Origin of the sequence: Pseudomonas sp. Pseusp97 (genome assembly GCF_047304025.1) — a bacterium.
Classification (GTDB): Bacteria; Pseudomonadota; Gammaproteobacteria; order Pseudomonadales; family Pseudomonadaceae; genus Pseudomonas.
The window spans coordinates 1-19133 of the sequence record NZ_JBGLYK010000106.1; the positions used below are offsets into that span (position 1 = coordinate 1).

18 protein-coding genes are annotated in these 19133 nt (G+C 64.6%); 5 read left to right on the top strand and 13 right to left on the bottom strand.

Features of this window, described 5'->3' with window-relative positions; genetic code table 11:
- Nucleotides 1-96 precede the first annotated feature (96 nt).
- The 4 genes from ACCC94_RS17605 to ACCC94_RS17620 are packed head-to-tail and all read right to left on the bottom strand — an operon-like array spanning nt 97 to nt 3151.
- On the bottom strand, nt 97-834 hold the full coding sequence (locus tag ACCC94_RS17605) for an S-methyl-5'-thioinosine phosphorylase (RefSeq protein WP_413350773.1): 738 nt from the start codon (nt 832-834) through the stop codon (nt 97-99).
- Nucleotides 835-843: 9 nt separating this feature from the next.
- Nucleotides 844-1842 (bottom strand): beta-N-acetylhexosaminidase, encoded by a 999-nt coding sequence (gene nagZ, locus ACCC94_RS17610; protein WP_413350775.1) that lies wholly within the window; start codon nt 1840-1842, stop codon nt 844-846.
- Between the two features lie 11 nt (nt 1843-1853).
- Nucleotides 1854-2378: a L,D-transpeptidase family protein gene (locus tag ACCC94_RS17615; protein ID WP_413350777.1), complete on the bottom strand. Its 525-nt coding sequence runs from the start codon at nt 2376-2378 to the stop codon at nt 1854-1856.
- Between the two features lie 56 nt (nt 2379-2434).
- Nucleotides 2435-3151, bottom strand: a complete 717-nt coding sequence (locus ACCC94_RS17620) for a TetR family transcriptional regulator (RefSeq protein ID WP_413350778.1) — start codon at nt 3149-3151, stop codon at nt 2435-2437.
- 251 nt (nt 3152-3402) lie between these two features.
- Here ACCC94_RS17620 and lexA point away from each other — a divergent pair, with 251 nt between their 5' ends.
- Nucleotides 3403-4017, top strand: a complete 615-nt coding sequence (gene lexA / locus ACCC94_RS17625; protein WP_026079098.1) for a transcriptional repressor LexA — start codon at nt 3403-3405, stop codon at nt 4015-4017.
- A gap of 13 nt (nt 4018-4030) precedes the next feature.
- Complete coding sequence (gene sulA / locus ACCC94_RS17630) at nt 4031-4504, top strand: SOS-induced cell division inhibitor SulA (protein WP_413350779.1); 474 nt, start codon at nt 4031-4033, stop codon at nt 4502-4504.
- A 44-nt stretch (nt 4505-4548) separates the two neighbouring features.
- On the opposite strand, the gene ACCC94_RS17635 is transcribed toward sulA, so the two are convergent.
- From ACCC94_RS17635 to fadB, 6 genes are all read right to left on the bottom strand, one after another.
- Entirely contained in the window at nt 4549-4788 is a 240-nt protein-coding gene (locus ACCC94_RS17635; RefSeq protein ID WP_045211682.1) for a hypothetical protein, read from the bottom strand.
- A 107-nt stretch (nt 4789-4895) separates the two neighbouring features.
- The gene (locus ACCC94_RS17640; protein WP_413350780.1) at nt 4896-5417 is read right to left on the bottom strand and encodes a DUF6586 family protein; all 522 of its coding nucleotides are present in this window, start codon (nt 5415-5417) and stop codon (nt 4896-4898) included.
- 68 nt (nt 5418-5485) lie between these two features.
- Nucleotides 5486-8092 carry a type I DNA topoisomerase gene (gene topA, locus ACCC94_RS17645; RefSeq protein ID WP_413350781.1) on the bottom strand — a complete coding sequence of 869 codons (2607 nt, stop codon included), beginning with the start codon at nt 8090-8092 and terminating at the stop codon, nt 5486-5488.
- Nucleotides 8093-8184: 92 nt separating this feature from the next.
- Nucleotides 8185-8448: a DUF1653 domain-containing protein gene (locus tag ACCC94_RS17650; RefSeq protein WP_413350783.1), complete on the bottom strand. Its 264-nt coding sequence runs from the start codon at nt 8446-8448 to the stop codon at nt 8185-8187.
- A gap of 123 nt (nt 8449-8571) precedes the next feature.
- Nucleotides 8572-9747, bottom strand: coding sequence for an acetyl-CoA C-acyltransferase FadA (fadA, locus tag ACCC94_RS17655; protein ID WP_413350784.1), 1176 nt, complete (start codon nt 9745-9747; stop codon nt 8572-8574).
- Between the two features lie 30 nt (nt 9748-9777).
- A complete protein-coding gene (fadB, locus tag ACCC94_RS17660; RefSeq protein WP_413350785.1) occupies nt 9778-11925 on the bottom strand; it encodes a fatty acid oxidation complex subunit alpha FadB in 2148 nt (715 codons plus the stop codon).
- Between the two features lie 474 nt (nt 11926-12399).
- On the opposite strand from fadB, the gene ACCC94_RS17665 reads away from it, so the two are divergent.
- On the top strand, nt 12400-13206 hold the full coding sequence (locus tag ACCC94_RS17665) for a hypothetical protein (RefSeq protein WP_413350786.1): 807 nt from the start codon (nt 12400-12402) through the stop codon (nt 13204-13206).
- A gap of 5 nt (nt 13207-13211) precedes the next feature.
- Here the strand turns inward: ACCC94_RS17665 and ACCC94_RS17670 are convergent, their stop codons facing one another.
- Nucleotides 13212-13646: a hypothetical protein gene (locus tag ACCC94_RS17670; protein ID WP_413350787.1), complete on the bottom strand. Its 435-nt coding sequence runs from the start codon at nt 13644-13646 to the stop codon at nt 13212-13214.
- 81 nt (nt 13647-13727) lie between these two features.
- Between ACCC94_RS17670 and ACCC94_RS17675 the strand changes: the two genes are divergently transcribed.
- Nucleotides 13728-14168 carry a universal stress protein gene (locus ACCC94_RS17675; RefSeq protein WP_413350788.1) on the top strand — a complete coding sequence of 147 codons (441 nt, stop codon included), beginning with the start codon at nt 13728-13730 and terminating at the stop codon, nt 14166-14168.
- A 43-nt stretch (nt 14169-14211) separates the two neighbouring features.
- Here the strand turns inward: ACCC94_RS17675 and ACCC94_RS17680 are convergent, their stop codons facing one another.
- Together ACCC94_RS17680 and ACCC94_RS17685 are read right to left on the bottom strand one after the other, a co-directional pair.
- Nucleotides 14212-14898 (bottom strand): DUF6901 family protein, encoded by a 687-nt coding sequence (locus ACCC94_RS17680; protein ID WP_413350789.1) that lies wholly within the window; start codon nt 14896-14898, stop codon nt 14212-14214.
- A gap of 62 nt (nt 14899-14960) precedes the next feature.
- Nucleotides 14961-16874: an ATP-binding cassette domain-containing protein gene (locus tag ACCC94_RS17685; protein WP_413350791.1), complete on the bottom strand. Its 1914-nt coding sequence runs from the start codon at nt 16872-16874 to the stop codon at nt 14961-14963.
- A 207-nt stretch (nt 16875-17081) separates the two neighbouring features.
- On the opposite strand from ACCC94_RS17685, the gene ACCC94_RS17690 reads away from it, so the two are divergent.
- Entirely contained in the window at nt 17082-19007 is a 1926-nt protein-coding gene (locus tag ACCC94_RS17690; protein ID WP_413350792.1) for a transglycosylase SLT domain-containing protein, read from the top strand.
- The last annotated feature ends 126 nt before the right edge of the window (nt 19008-19133 follow it).

Below are 19133 nucleotides of genomic sequence, written 5' to 3' on the forward strand. Positions count from 1 at the left end.
TTTTTTTCTCCCTCCCCCGCCCCCCCCCCCCCCCCCCCCCCCCCGCCCCCCCCCCCCCCCCCCCCCCCCACCCCCCCCCCCTCCTACAGGAAACCATCAACTGACCAGGACCCGCCCCAGAACCTCGCGCACCTTGCCGATGCCTTCATGCAGCGCCTGCTCGATCTCGGCCATGGTGATGATGCCGCTGGACTTGCCCGCGGCCGGGTTCACCACCAGCGACAGGCAGGCATAGGGCAGGTCCAGTTCGCGGGCCAGCGCGGCTTCGGGCATGCCGGTCATGCCGATGATGTCGCAACCGTCGCGCTCCAGCTTGGCCACTTCCGCCACGGTTTCCAGGCGCGGGCCCTGGGTCGCGGCGTACACGCCGTGGCTGCTGTACGCATAACCCAGCCCTTGCAGGGCGGCGATCAGCTTCTGCCGCAGCGGCTCGTCGTAGGGATGGCTGAAATCGATGTGGGTCACATGGTCGATGTCGCCGGCGAAATAAGTGTGCTCGCGGCCCCAGGTGTAATCGATGATCTGGTGCGGTACGCAGAGATGGCCACTACCCATGGCGGCGTGGATGCCGCCTACGGCGTTCACTGCCAGGATGGCTTCGGCGCCGGCCTGCTGCAGCGCCCAGAGGTTGGCGCGGTAGTTCACCTGGTGCGGCGGGAAGCGATGCGGGTGGCCGTGGCGGGCCAGGAACAGAACCTCGCGGCCGGCGAACTCGCCACGCTGGATGGCCGCCGAGGGCGCGCCGTAGGGCGTATCCAGCTCGATGGCGTCCTTCAGGGTCAACCCTTCCAGCTGGGTCAGGCCGGTGCCGCCGATGATGGCGTAGACAGTCATGGCAAATCCTTAATCGATCAGTTGTGCGGCGCGCAGCTCGCCGACGGCTTGTTGCCAGCGCGGCAGCTGCTTGTATTCGGTACCCGGCCAGCCCTTGGCGCGCATGCGTTGCAGGCGCTGCGGCGGGGTGACCTTGAGGCGCTGCAGTGCGCTCAGGGCCAGTTCGGCGGAAGCGCGGTCATTGCACACCAGGCCCATGTCGCAGCCGGCACTCAGCGCAGCCTCGATGCGGTTGGCGGCATCGCCGACCACATGGGCGCCCGCCATGGACAGGTCATCGCTGAAGATGACGCCGTCGAAGCCCAGCTCGCCGCGCAGGATGTCCTGCAGCCAGCGACGGGAGAAACCAGCGGGGTTCGGATCGACCTGCGGATAGATCACGTGGGCCGGCATCAGCGCATCCAGCTCGCCGGACAGGCGCTGGAAAGGAACCAGGTCGACGGCGCGGATCTGTTCCAGCGTGCGCTCGTCTTCGGGGATACCTACATGGGAATCGACTTCCGCCCAGCCATGGCCAGGGAAGTGCTTGCCGGTGGAAGCCATGCCCGCGGCGCGCATACCCCGGATGAACGCACCGGCCAGCGCGACGGCGCGTTCCGGATTGCCTTCGAAGGCGCGACTGCCAACCACCGCGCTGCGCTGGTGATCCAGATCCAGCACCGGAGCGAAGCTCAGGTCGAGCCCAACCGCCAGCACTTCAGTGGCCATCAGCCAGCCGCACTGCTCGGCCAGCCGCTCGGCATTGGCATTATCGGCAATGGCGCGCATCGCCGGCAGGCGCAGGAAACCCTGGCGCAGGCGCTGCACCCGGCCACCTTCCTGATCGACCGCCAGCAGCAGGTCGGGACGCACCGAGCGAATGGACGCCATCAGCTCACGCACCTGGCGCGGCGACTCGATGTTGCGGGCGAAGATGATCAGGCCACCGACTTCCGGGTGGCGCAGGATCTGGCGGTCCTCGGCGGTAAGCCAGGTGCCGCCGATGTCGAGCATCAGGGAGCCTTGCATGTGCATTCCTTTCAATTCAGTTGCGCCGCCTGCCACTCGGGGCAGGCGGCCTCTTCGATTCGGACCCGGCAATGGAGAGGAAGCCGGGGGAAGAGTTCCAGCAGGTCGTCATTGCGCAGGCGGATACAGCCGTGGGACAGCGGCGTGCCCATGGGCTCGCAGTCCGGCGTGCCGTGCAGATAGATGTAGCGGCGGAAGGTATCGACCGCACCCATCCGATTGCGCCCCGGCTCGCAGCCGCTGAGCCAGAGGATGCGCGAGAGTATCCAGTCGCGGCCGGGAAACGCCTCGTGAAGCTCGGCCGTCCAAGTCTCACCGGTCCAGCGCCGCGCCTTGAGGACCGCCCCTTTGGGCAGTCCATCGCCAATCCGTGCACGGACCTGATGCAAGCCACGCGGCGTGCAGCCGGAACCGTTGCGCTCCCCTGCGCCGTTGGCGGCGCTGGACACCGGAACACGCACGACAAGACGCCCCGCGGCGAAGCCGTAGAGCATCTGGTCAGCAAGGGAGATATGAAGAAGGTCGAGATCAGCCATGGCCGGCTACTGTAGCCGATCGGGCCGACGCAGCCCAGCACGAAGCCGGGCCCGGATCAGACCTTGGCGGGCGCCTGGGTGGCACTCGACTTGGTACGCGGCTTGAGCTGCGCACCGGCCAGCGACGGATCGCTGACACCGCTGTCGGCACGCATGCCGGCGGCGAGGAACGGCACCATCAGGCGCATTACCTGCTCGATGGACGTATTCACACCGAAATCGTTCTCGGCCATGGCACGCAGCGCCTTGATGCCGGACATGCTGAACACCGCGGTACCCAACATGAAGTGCACGCGCCAGAACAGCTCCAGCGGCGGCAGGCGCGGCGCGGATTCATGCACCAGCAGCATGTAGCGGCGGAACACCTTGCCGTAGACCTCTTCGAGGTACTTGCGCAGGTGTCCCTGGCTCTGGCTGAAGGCCAGGCCGAGCAGGCGCATGAAGATCGACAGGTCGTTGCCGCTGCGCGGCTTCACTGCCATGGCCTGGACCACGAGCAGCTCCAGCAACTCTTCCAGGGTGGCGCGCGGGGCGTCGGGCTTGGCCTGGCGGCGGTCCAGCTCCTTCTCGAGGCTGGCGCAGAACGGGCCGAGGAAGCGCGAGAAGACCGCCTGGATCAGCGCCTTCTTCGAGCCGAAGTGATAGTTCACCGCTGCGAGGTTCACCCCCGCCTTGCTGGTGATCAGACGCAGGGAGGTTTCGGCGAAGCCTTTCTCCGCGAACAGCTGTTCCGCAGCATCCAGGATGCGTTCGACGGTTTCCGACTGGGCCATGGCTACTCCGCCTGACAAACACTTGTTTGAAACATACGTTTCAGCGCCGTGTATTGTCAAGCAAAGTGCGATGGATTGTTACCAATATCATGGCAATGCGACGAGACACCTTATTTAAGGCAAGACGCTTGCCAAAGCCCAAAGGTTACATGCGCGACCGCGCCATCGAGGGCTACGCCCAATAAAAGCATTGCCAGCCCGCCATCACTGTATATAATTCCAGGCACTGTATAAAAAGCCAGAGTATGGACATGCTGAAGCTCACGCCGCGCCAAGCCGAGATCCTCGCCTTCATCAAACGCTGCCTGGAAGCCAACGGCTACCCGCCCACCCGCGCGGAAATCGCCCAGGAACTCGGCTTCAAGTCGCCCAACGCCGCCGAGGAGCACCTGAAAGCCCTCGCCCGCAAAGGTGCCATCGAGATGACCCCGGGCGCCTCGCGCGGCATCCGTATCCCCGGCTTCGAGCCCAAGGCCGCCGCCAATGACGACGAACTGCCGATTATCGGCCGCGTCGCCGCCGGTGCGCCGATCCTCGCCGAGCAGAACGTCGACGACACCTGCCGGATCAACCCCACCTTCTTCAACCCGCCTGCCGATTACCTCCTTCGCGTACGCGGCCAGAGCATGAAGGACGTCGGCATCATGGACGGCGACCTGCTCGCCGTGCATGTCACCCGCGAGGCGCGCAACGGCCAGATCGTCGTCGCCCGCCTGGGTGAGGAGGTAACGGTGAAGCGCTTCAAGCGCGAAGGCAGCAAGGTCTGGCTGCTCGCCGAGAACCCGGAGTTCGCCCCCATCGAGGTCGATCTCAAGGAACAGGAACTGGTCATTGAAGGCTTGAGCGTCGGCGTGATCCGTCGCTGAACAGGAGACATCCATGCAGTACCCGCAGCCGCACAACCTGCCGCAACTCCCGCTGTTCCAGGAAGCACTCTGGGCGGGCGGTACTGCTCCCCTGCTTCCGGAACTGATGGAGGAAGAGCCCGCCGCCGAGGATAACTCCTTCAGCGAGATCGCCCTGCGCGGTCTTCCCGGCCAATGCCTGATGCTGTTGGCCCCGATGCTCCGCGAGCTGAGCGAGGAAAGCGACTCCCGCTGGCTCACCCTGATCGCCCCGCCCGCCAGCCTGACCCCGGAGTGGCTGCGCAAGGCCGGCCTGAACCGCCAGGGCATCCTGCTGCTGCCGGCCCGTGATCAGGCTGCCGCCCATGCCCTTGCCTGCGAGGCGCTGCGCCTGGGCAACAGCCACACCGTGGTGAGCTGGCTCAATCTAAGCGAGAAAGCGCGCACGCAACTGTCCCGCGCCGCGGTTGCCGGCCAGGCGCAGAGTCTGAATATCCGTCTGGGATGATCTGATCGGGAAACTTCGCCGCGAACGCGGCGAAGCGGCAAAACTCAGTGCAGGACGCGCGGGCCTTCATCGTCCATGCTCATGTCGCCGCCTTCGGCGAGACGACCGGCCATCTGGACGCCAACATTGAACATCGCCTTGGCGATCTCGATGTGCTGCCCCTGCAGGAAGCCCTTGGCATCGGCGGAGAACTCCAGGGTCACCAGCGCCTCCTCCTCGTCCGCGCGACGCAGCACGATACGCCCGTCAGGCAGCTCGACAATTTCCAGAAATGAGGTTGGCATAGCGACGTTCTCCACAGCAGAACGACTAGTGTAACAGCCACATCCGCTACACCCTAGCCAAAGCTTGCACGGACCGACCGGAAGGCCGGCGCCCTGTGATGCGGGAATCAGAGCTCGGTAAGCGAAGCGCGAAAACGCAGCACCAGCTCCTTCAGGGATTTGCGCCAGGCCTCCAGCTCATCATGACCCAACTCGGCCGGCGCCTCGTCGTCGACGTTCACCGCCTGGATCAGCGGCTGGGTCGGATCGACCTTGGCCTTCTTCGGCTCGCTCGGCGGCTGGAACAGCGCGGCGTAGGCGGCCAGCAGGCGGCCCAGCCAGGCTTCCGGCGATTGCGCCAGTTCGACCATCTCCGCCAGCTCCGGGCTGGGCGCGGCAGCCAGAACTTCGGCATTCAGCAGCAGCTCGACGCGCGGCGCACGGGCCTGGGGCAGGCGGTAGTAGCCGGCGATCTCATGAGCCACGCCCAGCACGGCTCCGTAGAGATGGAACAGCGCTGCTTCGCGCTCAGCCTGGATGCGCGCCTGGGCGTTCATCGCGCGCGCCGCTTCGGCGCTGCGCCAGGCTTCCAGGGCGAGGCCGGCGAAGAACAGCTTCTGGTTGGTGCGGGTATAGAGTTCGTTCGCCAAGACCTGAGCCCTCTGCAGTCGACTTCGGCAGTATAAGCACGCCCCGCCTCAGCGGGGCGCACCTTCCATCAGCGCTTGTCTTCGACTTTCCACTTGCCGCCGTCGAAGAACGCTCGCCAGCCGGTGGGCTTGCCGTCGACTTCGGACTGCACGTACTGCTCCTTGGTCTTGCGGCTGAAGCGGATCACCGCCGGCCGACCATCCGGGTCTTTTGCCGGCGCGGCGAGCAGGAAGTGGTACTTCGGATCCAGCTCGTCCTTGTGCGGCAGCAGTTCGGCGACCAGCGGAGCGCGGGTCTCGCGGTTCTTCGGGAACTGGCTGGCGGCGAGGAACAGGCCGGAAGCGCCGTCACGCAGTACGTAGATGTCGTCCACCTTCTCGCACTTGAGTTCCGGCATGCGGATGGCGTCCATCTTCGGCGGTGCGGGCTCGCCATTCTTCAGCAGCTTGCGGGTGTTCTTGCAGGTCGGGTTGGTGCAACCGAAGAACTTGCCGAAGCGGCCGGTCTTGAGCTGCATCTCGCTGCCGCACTTGTCGCACTCCAGGCTCGGGCCTTCGTAGCCCTTGATGCGGTACTGGCCTTCCTCGATCTCGTAGCCTGCGCAGTCCGGATTGTTGCCACAGATGTGCAGCTTGCGCTTTTCGTCGACCAGGTAGGCGTCCATCGCGGTGCTGCAGATCGGGCAACGGTGCTTGCCACGCAGTACGCGGGATTCGGACTCGCCTTCGTCATCCGCGGCGATCTCGTCGCCCGGAATCAGGTTCACGGTCGCCTTGCAGCGCTCTTTCGGCGGCAGGCTGTAGCCCGAGCAGCCGAGGAACACGCCGGTGGAGGCGGTTCGGATCATCATCGGCCGGCCGCACTCGCGGCAGGGGATGTCGGTCAGGGTCGGCTGGTTGGCGCGCATGCCGTCGTTGGAGGCCTCGGCAAGGTCGAGCTTCTTGCGGAAGTCGCCGTAGAACTCGTCCAGCACGTGTTTCCAGTCGCGCTCCCCCTGAGCCACGTCATCGAGGTTCTCTTCCATGCCGGCGGTGAAGCCGTAGTCCATCAGGTTGGAGAAGCTCTCGTTGAGGCGGTCGGTGACGATGTCGCCCATTTTCTCCGCATAGAAGCGGCGGTTGTGGGTGGTGACGTAGCCACGCTCCTGGATGGTGGAGATGATCGCCGCGTAGGTGGAAGGACGGCCGATGCCGCGCTTTTCCAGCTCCTTGACCAGGCTGGCTTCGGAGAAGCGCGCCGGCGGCTTGGTGAAGTGCTGGCTCGGATCGAGCTTGAGCAGCTTCATGACGTCACCCTGGTTCATGACCGGCAGGACGTCGTCCTCGCCCGGCTTGCTCTGCTGCGGCAGCACCCTGGTGTAGCCGTCGAACTTGAGGATGCGGCCCTTGGCGCGCAGCTCGAAGTCACCGGCAGCGGCGCTGACGGTGGTGGACAGGTACTCGGCCGGCGGCATCTGGCAGGCCACGAACTGGCGCCAGATCAGGTCGTACAGGCGCTCGGCGTCGCGTTCCATGCCCGACAGCTGGGTCGGACGCAGGTTGACGTCGGAAGGACGAATCGCTTCGTGCGCTTCCTGGGCGCCTTCCTTGCTGGAGTAGAAGTTCGGCTTGGCCGGCAGGTATTTCTTGCCGAACTCGCTGTCGATGAAGCCGCGCACCATGTCGATGGCGTCGGCCGACAGGTTGGTCGAGTCGGTACGCATATAGGTGATGTAGCCGGCTTCGTAGAGACGCTGGGCCATCATCATGGTCTTCTTCACCCCGAAGCCCAGGCGGTTGCTCGCGGCCTGCTGCAGGGTGGAGGTGATGAAAGGCGCCGAGGGCTTGCTCGAAGTGGGCTTGTCCTCGCGCTTGGCGATGCTGTAGCTGGAGACCTTGAGCTTCTCCAGGGCAGCGGTGGCCTGGGCTTCGTTCAGCGGCTTGAAGGCTTCGCCCTTCTCGCGCACCACCTCGAAGCGGACCTTGTCGTTCTTCGGCGTACCGAGGTCGGCATGCACTTCCCAGTACTCTTCGGGGACGAAGGCGCGGATCTCGCGCTCACGCTCGACCACCAGCTTCACCGCCACCGACTGCACGCGGCCGGCCGACAGGCCGCGGGCGATCTTGGCCCACAGCAGCGGCGAGACCATATAGCCCACCACGCGATCGAGGAAGCGGCGCGCCTGCTGGGCATTCACGCGGTTGATATCCAGTTCGCCGGGCTGGGAAAAGGCTTCCTGGATGGCCTTCTTGGTGATTTCGTTGAAGACCACGCGCTTGTAGCGCGAGTCGTCGCCGCCGATGGCCTCGCGCAGATGCCAGGCAATGGCCTCCCCTTCGCGGTCCAAGTCGGTTGCGAGATAGATGGTGTCGGCATCCTTGGCCAGGCGGCGCAGTTCCTCGATCACCTTTTCCTTGCCGGGCAGAATCTCGTACTTGGCCTTCCAGCCGTGCTCCGGATCGACGCCCATGCGGGTGAAGAGCTGGCGCTTGGCCTTCTCCTTCGGCGACAGGGCCGGCGCTTCGGAAGCCGTCTTGCGCGCTTTCGCCGCAGGCTCCTTCGACGCGGACGAGCCACTGGTGGGCAGGTCGCGGATGTGGCCGATGCTCGACTTCACCACGTACTGGTTGCCCAGGTACTTGTTGATGGTCTTGGCCTTGGCCGGTGATTCCACGATGACCAGCGATTTACCCATGGATCGGAAGATTCCTGCGTCGAAAAGATGAATTTATAAGGAGGGAGGAGCTAGGAGCGGCACCGCTATATATAGTGGCGGTCGCGCCAAGGTCAAGCTTGGGTTTCGCCGGACGGGCCGGTTGCGAGCCCCAGCGGATCGTCTTGCGCACTGACCAGGGCGAAGCGCGGAAGCTTCTCGCCATTCACCTCCACCGCTTCGGTGAACATGCTCAGCGGGCGCACCCAGAGGCCGAATTCGCCGTACAGCGCCTGGTAGATGACCACCTCTTCCTCGGTCTCCGAATGCCGGGCAACGCCGAGTACGCGGTACTGCTGTCCCTTGTAGTGTCGATACAATCCGGGCTGCAAGTGCATGTCGGTTCCCCCTCGGCCGGCCAAAAGGCGGCGATTGTGCTCATTGCGCGGCCGTCGGGCAATCCCCGTCCGACAAAAACGAAAGCCGGGGCACAAGGCCCCGGCTCTCCCATCGACGAAAGCTTAGACGCGTTCGAAGACGGTAGTGATGCCCTGACCGAGACCCACGCACATGGTGGATACGCCCAGGGTGCCACTGTTCTGCTTCATCACGTTCAGCAGGGTGCCGGAAATACGCGCACCGGAGCAGCCGAACGGGTGACCCAGGGCGATGGCGCCGCCGTGCAGGTTGACCTTCTCTTCCATCTTGTCGAGCAGCTTGAGGTCCTTCAGCACCGGCAGGGCCTGGGCGGCGAAGGCTTCGTTGAGCTCGAAGAAGTCGATGTCGTTGATGGTCAGGCCGGCGCGCTTGAGCGCCTTGTTGGTCGACGGCACCGGGCCATAGCCCATGATCGCCGGGTCAACGCCCGCCACGGCCATGGCGCGAACCACGGCCATCGGCTGCACGCCTAGGTCCTGGGCGCGCTGGGCGCTCATGACGATCATGCAGGAAGCGCCGTCGGTGATCTGCGAGGAAGTACCTGCAGTCACGGTGCCGCCTTTCGGGTTGAAGGCCGGCTTCAGGGCCGCCAGGCTTTCCAGGGTGGTTTCCGGACGGATGGTTTCGTCGAAGTCGAAGACCTTCAGGAAGCCGTTCTCGTCGTAACCTTCCATCGGGATGATTTCGTCCTTGAACTTGCCTTCCTGGGTCGCTTTCCAGGCCAGCTGGTGCGAACGCACGCCGAACTTGTCCTGCGCCTCGCGGGTGATGCCGTGCATCTTGCCCAGCATTTCGGCGGTCAGGCCCATCATGCCCGACGCCTTGGCAGCGTACAGCGACATGTGCGGGTTCGGATCGACGCCGTGCATCATGCCGACGTGGCCCATGTGCTCCACGCCGCCGATGACGAAGACGTCACCGTTGCCGGTCTGGATTGCCTGCACGGCAGTGTGCAGGGCGCTCATGGACGAGCCGCACAGGCGGCTGACGGTCTGGCCGGCGCTGGTGTGCGGGATCTGGGTCATCAGCGACGCCATGCGCGCGATGTTCCAGCCCTGCTCCAGGGTCTGGTTGACGCAGCCCCAGATCACGTCCTCGACTTCCGCCGGGTCGATCTTCGGGTTGCGCTCCAGGAGCTTGCTGATCAGGTGCGCGGACATGTTCTCCGCGCGGGTGTTGCGGTGCATGCCACCCTTCGAACGGCCCATCGGGGTGCGGCCGAAGTCGACAATGACGGCGTCTCTCGGATTCAGGCTCATAAATTCACTCTCGCTCTATTCGTTGCGCACTCAACCGAAGAACTTCTGGCCGTTCTTGGCCATTTCACGCAGCTTCGCGGTCGGGTGGTACAGCGCACCCAGGTCGGCATACTGGTCGGCCAGTGCGACGAATTCGGCCACACCAATGGAGTCGATGTAACGCAGGGCACCGCCACGGAAGGGAGGGAAGCCGATGCCGTAGATCAGGCCCATGTCGGCCTCGGCAGCGGTTTCGACGATGCCGTCTTCCAGGCAGCGCACGGTTTCCAGGCACAGCGGGATCATCATGTAGTTGATGATGTCCTCGTCGGTCAGCTCGCGCTGCTCGGTAACGATGGACTTCAGCAGCTCATAGGCCTGCGGATCGGAGACTTTCTTCGGCTTGCCGCGCTTGTCGGTCTCGTAGGCGTAGAAGCCCTTGCCGTTCTTCTGGCCCAGGCGATTGGCGTCGTACATCACGTCGACGGCAGTCTTGCCTTCCACCGCCATGCGGTCCGGGAAGCCTTCGGCCATCACGTCGCGGCCGTGGTGGCCGGTGTCGATGCCGACCACGTCGGACAGGTAGGCCGGGCCCATGGGCCAGCCGAACTTCTCCATGATCTTGTCGATGCGCACGAAGTCCACGCCGAAGCCCAGCAGCTTGGAGAAGCCGCCGAAGTACGGGAACAGCACGCGGTTGACCAGGAAGCCGGGGCAGTCATTCACCACGATGGGGTTCTTGCCCATCTTCTTGGCGTAGGCCACGGTGGTGGCGACGGCGACGTCGCTGGACTTCTCGCCACGGATGACTTCGACCAGCGGCATCATGTGCACCGGGTTGAAGAAGTGCATGCCGACGAAGTTTTCCGGACGCTTGAGCGCCTTGGCCAGCAGGTTGATGGAGATGGTGGAGGTGTTGGATGCGAGGACCGCATCTTCCTTCACGACGCCTTCAACTTCTGCCAGAACGATCTGCTTGACCTTCGGATTCTCGACCACGGCTTCGACGACGATGTCGACGTTACCGAAGTCGCCGTAGGACATGGTCGGGCGAATGGCGTTCAGCGCCTCGGCCATCTTGGCCGGGGTCATGCGGCCTTTTTCGACGCGCTTGCCCAGCAGCTTCGAGGCCTCGTTCAGACCCATCTGGATACCCTCTTCGCGGATATCCTTCATCAGGATCGGAGTGCCCTTGGAAGCGGACTGGTAGGCGATGCCGCCACCCATGATGCCGGCGCCCAGTACGGCGGCCAGTTTCACGTCCTTGGCGATCTCGTCGTACTGCTTGGCCTTCTTCTTCAGGTCCTGATCGTTCAGGAACAGGCCGATCAGGCTCTGCGCAACCGAGGTCTTGGCCAGTTTCACGAAGCCCTGGGCTTCGATTTCCAGCGCCTTGTCACGACCGAAGTTGGCGGCTTTCTGGATCGACTTGATCGCTTCGACCGGAGCCGGGTAGTTCGGGCCGGCCTGGCCTGCGACGAAGCCCTTGGCGGTTTCGAAGGCCATCATCTGCTCGATGGCGTTCAGCTTGAGCTTTTCCAGCTTCGGCTGACGGCGGGCCTTGTGGTCCAGCTCGCCGGCGATGGCGCGCTTGACCAGGTCCAGAGCGGCAGCTTGCAGCTGCTCCGGAGCCACGACGGCGTCGACGGCGCCGACTTTCAGCGCGTCTTCAGCCTTGTTTTCCTTGCCCGAGGCGATCCACTCGACGGCGTTGTCGCAACCGATGATGCGCGGCAGGCGAACGGTGCCGCCGAAGCCCGGGTAGATGCCCAGTTTCACTTCCGGCAGGCCGACCTTGGCGGTGGCGCTCATGACACGGAAGTCGGCAGCCAGGCACATTTCCAGACCGCCGCCCAGGGCGATGCCGTTGATCGCGGCCACGGTCGGAACGTTCAGGTCTTCGAAGTCGCTGAAGATCTTGTTGGCTTCGAGGTTGCCGGCCAGCAGCTCTTCGTCGGGCAGCTTGAAGTTGTCGACGAACTCGGTGATGTCGGCGCCGACGATGAACACGCCCTTGCCGCTGGTCACGATCACGCCCTTGACGGACGCATCGGCCTTGATGGTATCGACTGCTTGGCGCAGTTCATTCAGGGTGAGTCGGTTGAACTTGTTGACGGACTCGCCCTTGAGGTCGAAATTCAGTTCGACGATGCCGCTCTCAAGAGCCTTAACCGTGATGGCTTTACCTTGGTAAATCATCAACTGATCTCCACGCTAGGGAAGCTTGAAATCACACGTCGGACACCGTGTATCGGGACCGTTCGGCAGCGCCGAGGTTAGTCCCAAAGCTTGCGGCACACCCGCCGACGCGATAGCCGGGGCGTTATGTTGGATCCTTCGCACGTGGCAAACGATCGATTCATACGCCCGTTTGATTTGGGTGCGCCCACCTTCTAGCAAAAGCCAATGCTTGTCAATCGGCGAGACGTAACAGTCGCAAAGCGGCCGGGGCGTCTGGGCCGGAGCATTCAGCGCAGCCCTGATACCCTATTCACCACGCCTATCGTGACAATTGCCACCTGGCACCGACGTCCCGACAGCCACTGTTCAAACCCCATGGCCCGCGCTAGAGTCGGGCGCAATGGCGATCTGCCTTCTGCCAACGCCGGCAGACGCCTGGAACCTGTGCAATACAAAACAACAAGAAGCCCATGGCTCCAAGGAGTTGGAACGATGCCCAGCCGCCCGCTCGTGCGTCTGCTGTCCGCGCTCGCGCTCACCGCCCTGCCCCTGGCCGCTGCCGCCGACGCCGCCAGCGACCTGCTCAACGTCCACCAGACGCGCCTCGCCGCCCAGCGCAGCCTCGGCGATTTCTTCATGTTCAATGCGATGGAAGGCGACCAGAAGTACGCCAAGCTGGTCGAGGCCTCGTCGCAGAGCGCCAGCGAGGCCCTGGGCAAGCTGGGGGAAATGCCCGGCAACGAATCGAAGAAGCTGAAGACCGAGTTGCAGGAGGAGTGGAAGGCCTATGCGGGCCAGTTGAAGACCCTCACCAGCGCGCTGGACAAGAGCGGCTACACCGACCTGCAACCGGTGGCCGACCTCGCCGCGCAGAACCGCAAGCTGCTGGAGACCGCCGAGCAGCTCTACACCAGGATCCAGGACGAAAGCGGCAGCAAGGTCCCGCCGCTGACCCAGCAGACCCGCGAGCAGAGCCTGCTGATGCAGGACATCGCGGTGGACTACGCCTCGCGCAACGCCTCGGTGGGCGCCAGCTTCTTCGGCGGCGGCGAGGAACGACCGCTGGACGATCTGGCCAACCGCTTCGCGATCAATCTGGTCAAGCTGCAACAGGCGCCGCAGACCACCCCGGAAATCGGCCAGGAACTACGCGGCGTGGCGATCAAATGGCGCTACATCGAGAAATCGCTGCAGAACTACAACCAGAACAGCGTGCCCTTTCTGATCAACAAATACTCCGACCGCATCATCGAGGACCTGGAGAAGGTCTCCGGCCTCTATGCCGCGCAGCAGAGCTGATCGCCTCAGGCATGCTGCTTGAGGAAGCTGGCGACCCGCTCCAGGTCGCTGCTGTCGCCGCGCTCGCCCCAGTACAGCGCCAGGAACTGCGGCGTCGCCTCGACCATGTACACATCCTTGGGCAGGTTGGCCAGCGCCTGGGCCAGCTCGGCCGGGGCGCTCGCTTCGCGCCAGCGGTCCAGCCACACTCCCGGTTCGCTCTGCCAGTAGCACCAGACATCCCGGTTCTTTCCACGGGCGCGGTGGTACTGCGCGCACTGGCGCGGCGGCTGGCGTTCCAGCCAGTGCGGCCAATCCTGTTGCGCCATCTGCATGGCCAGGCCCTGGCGCCGCGCCTTCAGGCGCAGGTCCATCTGCCCGCGCTGGCCGCGCGACGGGATCAGCCAGGTGAGCGGACTCAGCACCAGAGCGATGAGAAGAATTACCATCCAGGTAGTCATATCGGTTTTACCGGCCAAACAGGTCAAGCACGGCCATTGGGGCCATACTGATTACTAACGAGTCCCCCGGAGGAGACGCTCATGCCCTACCAACACATTCTGGTCGCCGTCGACCTAACCGAAGAATGCGATCCGGTGATGAAACGGGCGGTCGCGCTGGCCAAGGCCAATGACGCCCGGCTCTCGGCGGTGCATGTGGTCGAACCCATGGCCATGGCTTTCGGCGGCGACGTGCCGATGGACCTGTCGATGCTGCAACAGCAGCAGTTCGACCAGGCCAAGGAACGCCTGCACCAGTTCACCCTCACCTACGCCGAGGTCACCAGTTCCCAGTGTCACCTGGTCTACGGCCAGCCGCGCCAGGAAATCCACCGCCTCGCCGACGAGCAGGATTGCGACCTGATCGTTGTCGGCAGCCACGGGCGCCACGGACTCGCCCTGCTGCTGGGCTCTACCGCCAATGATGTACTGCACGGTGCGCCGTGCGACGTGCTCGCCGTACGCCTGCAGAAAACCAGCTGAGCCAACCCAAGTAGACAGCGGGCCCTGCGGGGCCCGCTTCGTTTCAGGCCCCGAGCATGTCCCCGCTCATCAGCAGCGGCCGCACCTTCTGCAGCTGCGCTTCCAGCGAGTAACTCATGCTCGACGCCATGGAGAAGAAGCTGAGGAAGGCCTTCAGGTTCGAATCGCCCTCGCAGGTCTCGTGAATCCGCTGCCAGAACGCCTGGTTCACCAACTGCAATTGCTGGAACTGCTTCACCAGTCCCTTCAGCTCCCAATCCGCATGCCGCCCTTCGCGGAAATTGAAGTACTGCCGCATCAGGTACAGCGACACCGCACGCAGGATGAACTCCTGGTTGCTGGCGAACGGCAGGTGCTGCTGCGCCATCGGCTTCAGCCGGCCCAGCAGCGGGCAGGCGCTGGTAGCCATGATCACACCGAGCAGCGCGCGCAGGCCTTCCTCCAGCCCCGCATGCTTGATGTATTCGCGCTCCGGCGTGCGCACCTGCACCGAGACCTTCTTGAAGGCCGGCAAACCGCGGAAATCCTCGATCACCCGGTGCAGGTCCACCGCCGCCGGGCAATGGCTGTACTGCGCCGGGTTGAGCGGGCAATTGCTGCAACGGTTGTTCTCCAGACGCGTCCAGCGTGGCGTCTGGGCGGCTATCTGCGGCTCGTACTGGCGTTCCAACTCGATGCGGTAACTGAACTCGTGCTCATCGTCCAGGGTAATGCGGTACTCGATTGCCATTCGGCCATCCCTAACAGTTTTTGATCAGCGATACGCACGGGCACATCACTGGACCGAACGGATCACTCTTCCAGCTCGGCCCAGCGTTCGATCAACCGGTCCAGCTCTTCCTGCAAGGTACCCAGGCGTGCCAGGGCGGCCTGGGCTTCGTCCTGCGGGCGCTGGTAGAAATCCGGCGACGCGGTTTCTGCCTGCAGCGCGGCCAGCTCGCCTTCCAGGGCTTCGATCTGCCCGGGGATGGCTTCCAGTTCGCGTTGCAGCTTGTAGCTCAGTTTCTTCTTCGGGGCCGCTTCCACCGCGGCAGCCGGTGCGGCTACCGGTTCTTCGACGACAGGTGCGGCAGCAGGCTTGTCGCCCTTCTCCTCACCCACGCCAAGCAACTTGGGCGAGCCGCCCTGGCGCAGCCAGTCCTGGTAGCCACCGACGAACTCGCGCACGCGCCCTTCACCCTCGAACACCAGGGTGCTGGTCACCACGTTGTCGAGGAAGGCCCGGTCGTGGCTGACCATCAGCACCGTGCCGTCGAAGGTCAGCAGCACTTCTTCCAGCAGTTCCAGGGTTTCCACGTCCAGGTCGTTGGTCGGTTCGTCCAGCACCAGCAGGTTCGCCGGCTTGCTGAACAACTTCGCCAGCAACAGGCGTGCCCGCTCGCCGCCGGACAGCGCTTTCACCGGAGTACGGGCGCGCTGCGGGGAAAACAGGAAGTCGCCCAGGTAGCTGAGGACGTGGCGATTCTGACCGTTGATGGTGATGAATTCGCGACCTTCGGAAATGTTGTCGATGACGGTCTTTTCCGGCTCCAGCTGGTGACGCAGCTGGTCGAAATAAGCCACTTCCAGTCGCGTACCTTCCTTGACCGTGCCGGAGGTCGGCTGCAGGTCGCCCAGCAGCAGCTTGAGCAGCGTGGTCTTGCCGGTACCGTTGGCGCCGAGCAGGCCAATGCGGTCGCCGCGCTGCAGCACCAGGGAGAAATCACGGATCAGCGCCGGACCGCCCGGATGGGCGAAGCCGGCTTTCTCGACGACTATCACCTGCTTGCCGGACTTCTCGGCCGTTTCCATCTGGAAGCTGGCCTTGCCCTGACGCTCGCGCCGCTCGGCGCGTTCGTTGCGCATCGCCTTCAGCGCGCGGACGCGGCCTTCGTTACGGGTACGACGGGCCTTGATGCCCTGACGAATCCACACTTCCTCCTGGGCCAGGCGCTTGTCGAACAGCGCGTTGGCCGCCTCTTCCGCCGCCAGTTCCTGCTCCTTATGCACCAGGAAGCTGGCGTAGTCGCCGTTCCAGTCGATCAGGTGGCCGCGGTCCAGTTCGAGGATGCGGGTGGCCACGGCCTGCAGGAAGGAGCGGTCGTGGGTGATGAACAGCACGGCGCCGGGGAAGTCCGCCAGGGCATTCTCCAGCCAGGCGATGGCGCCGATGTCCAGGTGGTTGGTCGGCTCGTCCAGCAGCAGCAGGTCGGGCTCGGCCACCAGCGCCTGGGCCAGCAGCACGCGGCGGCGCCAGCCACCGGAGAGTTCGGCGAGGGTCTTGTCGGCCGGCAGTTGCAGGCGGCTCAGCGTGGTATCCACCAGTTGTCCGAGGCGCCAGCCATCGCGGGCTTCGAGGTCCTGCTGGACGCGCGCCAGCTTGTTCAGGTCCTCTTCGCTTTCGATGTGCATGCTCAGATGGTGGTACTGCGCCAGAAGCTCACCGACTTCGGCCAGGCCTTCGGCGACCACGTCGTAGACGGTACGGTCGTCGGCGCGCGGCAGTTCCTGCGGCAGCTCGCCGATCTTCAGGGACGGCGCACGCCAGATATCGCCGTCGTCGGGCTTCTGCTCGCCCTTGACCAGCTTGAACATGCTCGACTTGCCGGTGCCGTTGCGACCAATGACGCACACCCGCTCACCCCGGGCGATCTGCCAGGACACCTTATCCAGCAGCGGAGTGGTGCCAAAGGCAAGGGACACGTCGGTGAACTTGAGCAGGGTCATTGGGTATCTCCACAAACAGGGCGCGCAGTTTAAGGGAAAGCGCGCAAAAGTCAGAGGGCCGCACGCAAACTCGCTCGGCGAGACAAGCGTCCGCCTTTGCGCGGAGCATCCGTGGTGGCGCTTTCGCCCCCCTTGCGCAACAGGCTAAGCTAGGTGACAGCGGGCGCGCGCCCTCCAGCGCCCACCGATCATCTTCCCGGAAGAGCCATGCGCGGTCGCCTTTTTTCCCTGTTTTCCTGCCTGATCCTCAGCCTGTCCGCTTCGACAGTTAACGCAGCGTCCCTGCCCCAGCAGCGCCAGATGTACGACGAGGCGCAGAAGGCCCTGGCGCGCGGCGACAGCGGCCCGTACTTCGCCTACCAATCGGCCCTGGTCGATTATCCGCTGCAGCCGTACCTGGCCTACGACGAACTGACCAACCGCCTGAAAAGCGCCAGCAACGCCGAGATCGAGCGCTTCATCGAGCAGCACGGCGACCTGCCGCAGATCAACTGGCTGAAGTTGCGCTGGATGCGCCAGTTGGCCGACCGCGGCGATTGGAACACCTTCGTCCGTTATTACGACCCGAAGATGAACTTCACCGAGCTGGACTGCCTCTACGGCCAGTACCAGCTGGGCCATGGCAACAAGGCCGAGGGCTACGCCACCGCCGAGAAGCTCTGGCTGGTGGGCAAGCCGCAGCCCGACGCCTGCGACACCACCTTCGCCATGTGGCAGGCCGATGGCCAGCTCACCGAGGAGAAGGTCTGGAAACGCCTGAAACTGGCCGCCGAGAAAGGCAACTACAGCCTCGCCACGGTGCTCTCCAAGCGCCTGCCGACGCTCGGCAGCCAGGGCGCACTGATGGTCAACGTCGCGCAGAACCCTGCGCAACTGAGCCAGACCACCCGCTTCGGCGCCCGCGACCATGCTACCGCCGACGTGGTCGGCCTGGGCCTGCGCCGCCTCGCCAAGCAGGACCCGGAAAAGGCCATCAGCCTGCTCGACTACTACAGCTCGGTGCTGCCCTTCTCCAGCGACGAGAAGGTCTCCATCGCCCGCGAGATCGGCCTGAGCCTGGCGCGCCGCTACGATCCGCGCGCCCTGCCGATGATGGTCAAGTACGACCCCCAGCTACGCGACGACACGGTCACCGAGTGGCGCCTGCGCCTGCTGCTGCGCCTGGGGCGCTGGGAAGAGGCCTACGAGCTGACCCGTGCCCTGCCGCCGTCGCTGGCCGAGACCAACCGCTGGAAATACTGGCAGGCGCGCTCGCTGCAACTGGCGCAGCCACAGAACAAGCAGGCCGTCAGCCTGTACCAGCCGGTGGCGGGCGAGCGTGACTTCTACGGCTTCCTCGCCGCCGACCGGATCAACGCGCCCTACCAGTTGAACAACCGACCCGTATCACCGGACGCAGGCACGATGCAGCGCGTGCGCAACGCCCCGAGCACCCGCCGCGCCCTGGAGTTCTACGCCCGCGGCGAGATCATCAACGCCCGTCGCGAGTGGTACCACGCCGCCCGCCACCTGAGCCACGACGAGCTGCTCGCCCAGGCGAAGATTGCCTACGACATGCAGTGGTACTTCCCGGCCATTCGCGCAATCAGCCAGGCCAAGTACTGGGACGACCTCGATATCCGTTTCCCCATGGCCTACCGCAACACCCTGGTGCGCGAAGCACGCAATCGCGGCCTGCACTCCAGCTGGGTATTCGCCATCACCCGCCAGGAAAGCGCCTTCATGTCCGATGCGCGCTCCGGTGTCGGCGCCACCGGCCTGATGCAGCTGATGCCGGCGACCGCCAAGGAAACCTCGAAGAAGTTCGGCATTCCGCTGGCCTCGCCGCAGCAGCTCATCGTGCCCGACGTGAACATCCAGCTCGGCGCCGCGTACCTGAGCCAGGTGCACGGCCAGTTCAACGGCAACCGCGTGCTCGCCACCGCTGCCTACAACGCCGGCCCCGGCCGCGTGCGCCAGTGGCTGAAGGATGCGCGCCATCTGGCCTTCGACGTCTGGGTCGAGACCATCCCGTTCGACGAGACGCGCGCCTACGTGCAGAACGTGCTGTCCTATGCGGTGATCTACGGGCAGAAGCTCAACGCGCCGCAGCCCATCGTCGACTGGCACGAACGCTTCTTCGACGAACTCTGATCCACTCCCCCCCCCCCCCCCCCCCCCGGGGGGGGCCCCCCCCCAAAAAAAAAAAAAAAAAAAAAAGCCAAACCCCGCGTTTAAGGACAGTACAGGGCCCCCCCCCCCGGAACCCCGCGCGGGGCC

Coding starts and splice junctions, on each gene's coding strand:
- ACCC94_RS17680 (WP_413350789.1), bottom strand. CDS start 14,898: ATGGCAATCGAGTACCGCATTACCCTGGACGATGAGCACGAGTTCAGT.
- lexA (WP_026079098.1), top strand. CDS start 3,403: ATGCTGAAGCTCACGCCGCGCCAAGCCGAGATCCTCGCCTTCATCAAA.
- ACCC94_RS17685 (WP_413350791.1), bottom strand. CDS start 16,874: ATGACCCTGCTCAAGTTCACCGACGTGTCCCTTGCCTTTGGCACCACT.
- ACCC94_RS17670 (WP_413350787.1), bottom strand. CDS start 13,646: ATGACTACCTGGATGGTAATTCTTCTCATCGCTCTGGTGCTGAGTCCG.
- topA (WP_413350781.1), bottom strand. CDS start 8,092: ATGGGTAAATCGCTGGTCATCGTGGAATCACCGGCCAAGGCCAAGACC.
- ACCC94_RS17665 (WP_413350786.1), top strand. CDS start 12,400: ATGCCCAGCCGCCCGCTCGTGCGTCTGCTGTCCGCGCTCGCGCTCACC.
- fadB (WP_413350785.1), bottom strand. CDS start 11,925: ATGATTTACCAAGGTAAAGCCATCACGGTTAAGGCTCTTGAGAGCGGC.
- sulA (WP_413350779.1), top strand. CDS start 4,031: ATGCAGTACCCGCAGCCGCACAACCTGCCGCAACTCCCGCTGTTCCAG.
- ACCC94_RS17690 (WP_413350792.1), top strand. CDS start 17,082: ATGCGCGGTCGCCTTTTTTCCCTGTTTTCCTGCCTGATCCTCAGCCTG.
- ACCC94_RS17605 (WP_413350773.1), bottom strand. CDS start 834: ATGACTGTCTACGCCATCATCGGCGGCACCGGCCTGACCCAGCTGGAA.
- ACCC94_RS17675 (WP_413350788.1), top strand. CDS start 13,728: ATGCCCTACCAACACATTCTGGTCGCCGTCGACCTAACCGAAGAATGC.
- ACCC94_RS17635 (WP_045211682.1), bottom strand. CDS start 4,788: ATGCCAACCTCATTTCTGGAAATTGTCGAGCTGCCTGACGGGCGTATC.
- nagZ (WP_413350775.1), bottom strand. CDS start 1,842: ATGCAAGGCTCCCTGATGCTCGACATCGGCGGCACCTGGCTTACCGCC.
- fadA (WP_413350784.1), bottom strand. CDS start 9,747: ATGAGCCTGAATCCGAGAGACGCCGTCATTGTCGACTTCGGCCGCACC.
- ACCC94_RS17650 (WP_413350783.1), bottom strand. CDS start 8,448: ATGCACTTGCAGCCCGGATTGTATCGACACTACAAGGGACAGCAGTAC.
- ACCC94_RS17620 (WP_413350778.1), bottom strand. CDS start 3,151: ATGGCCCAGTCGGAAACCGTCGAACGCATCCTGGATGCTGCGGAACAG.
- ACCC94_RS17615 (WP_413350777.1), bottom strand. CDS start 2,378: ATGGCTGATCTCGACCTTCTTCATATCTCCCTTGCTGACCAGATGCTC.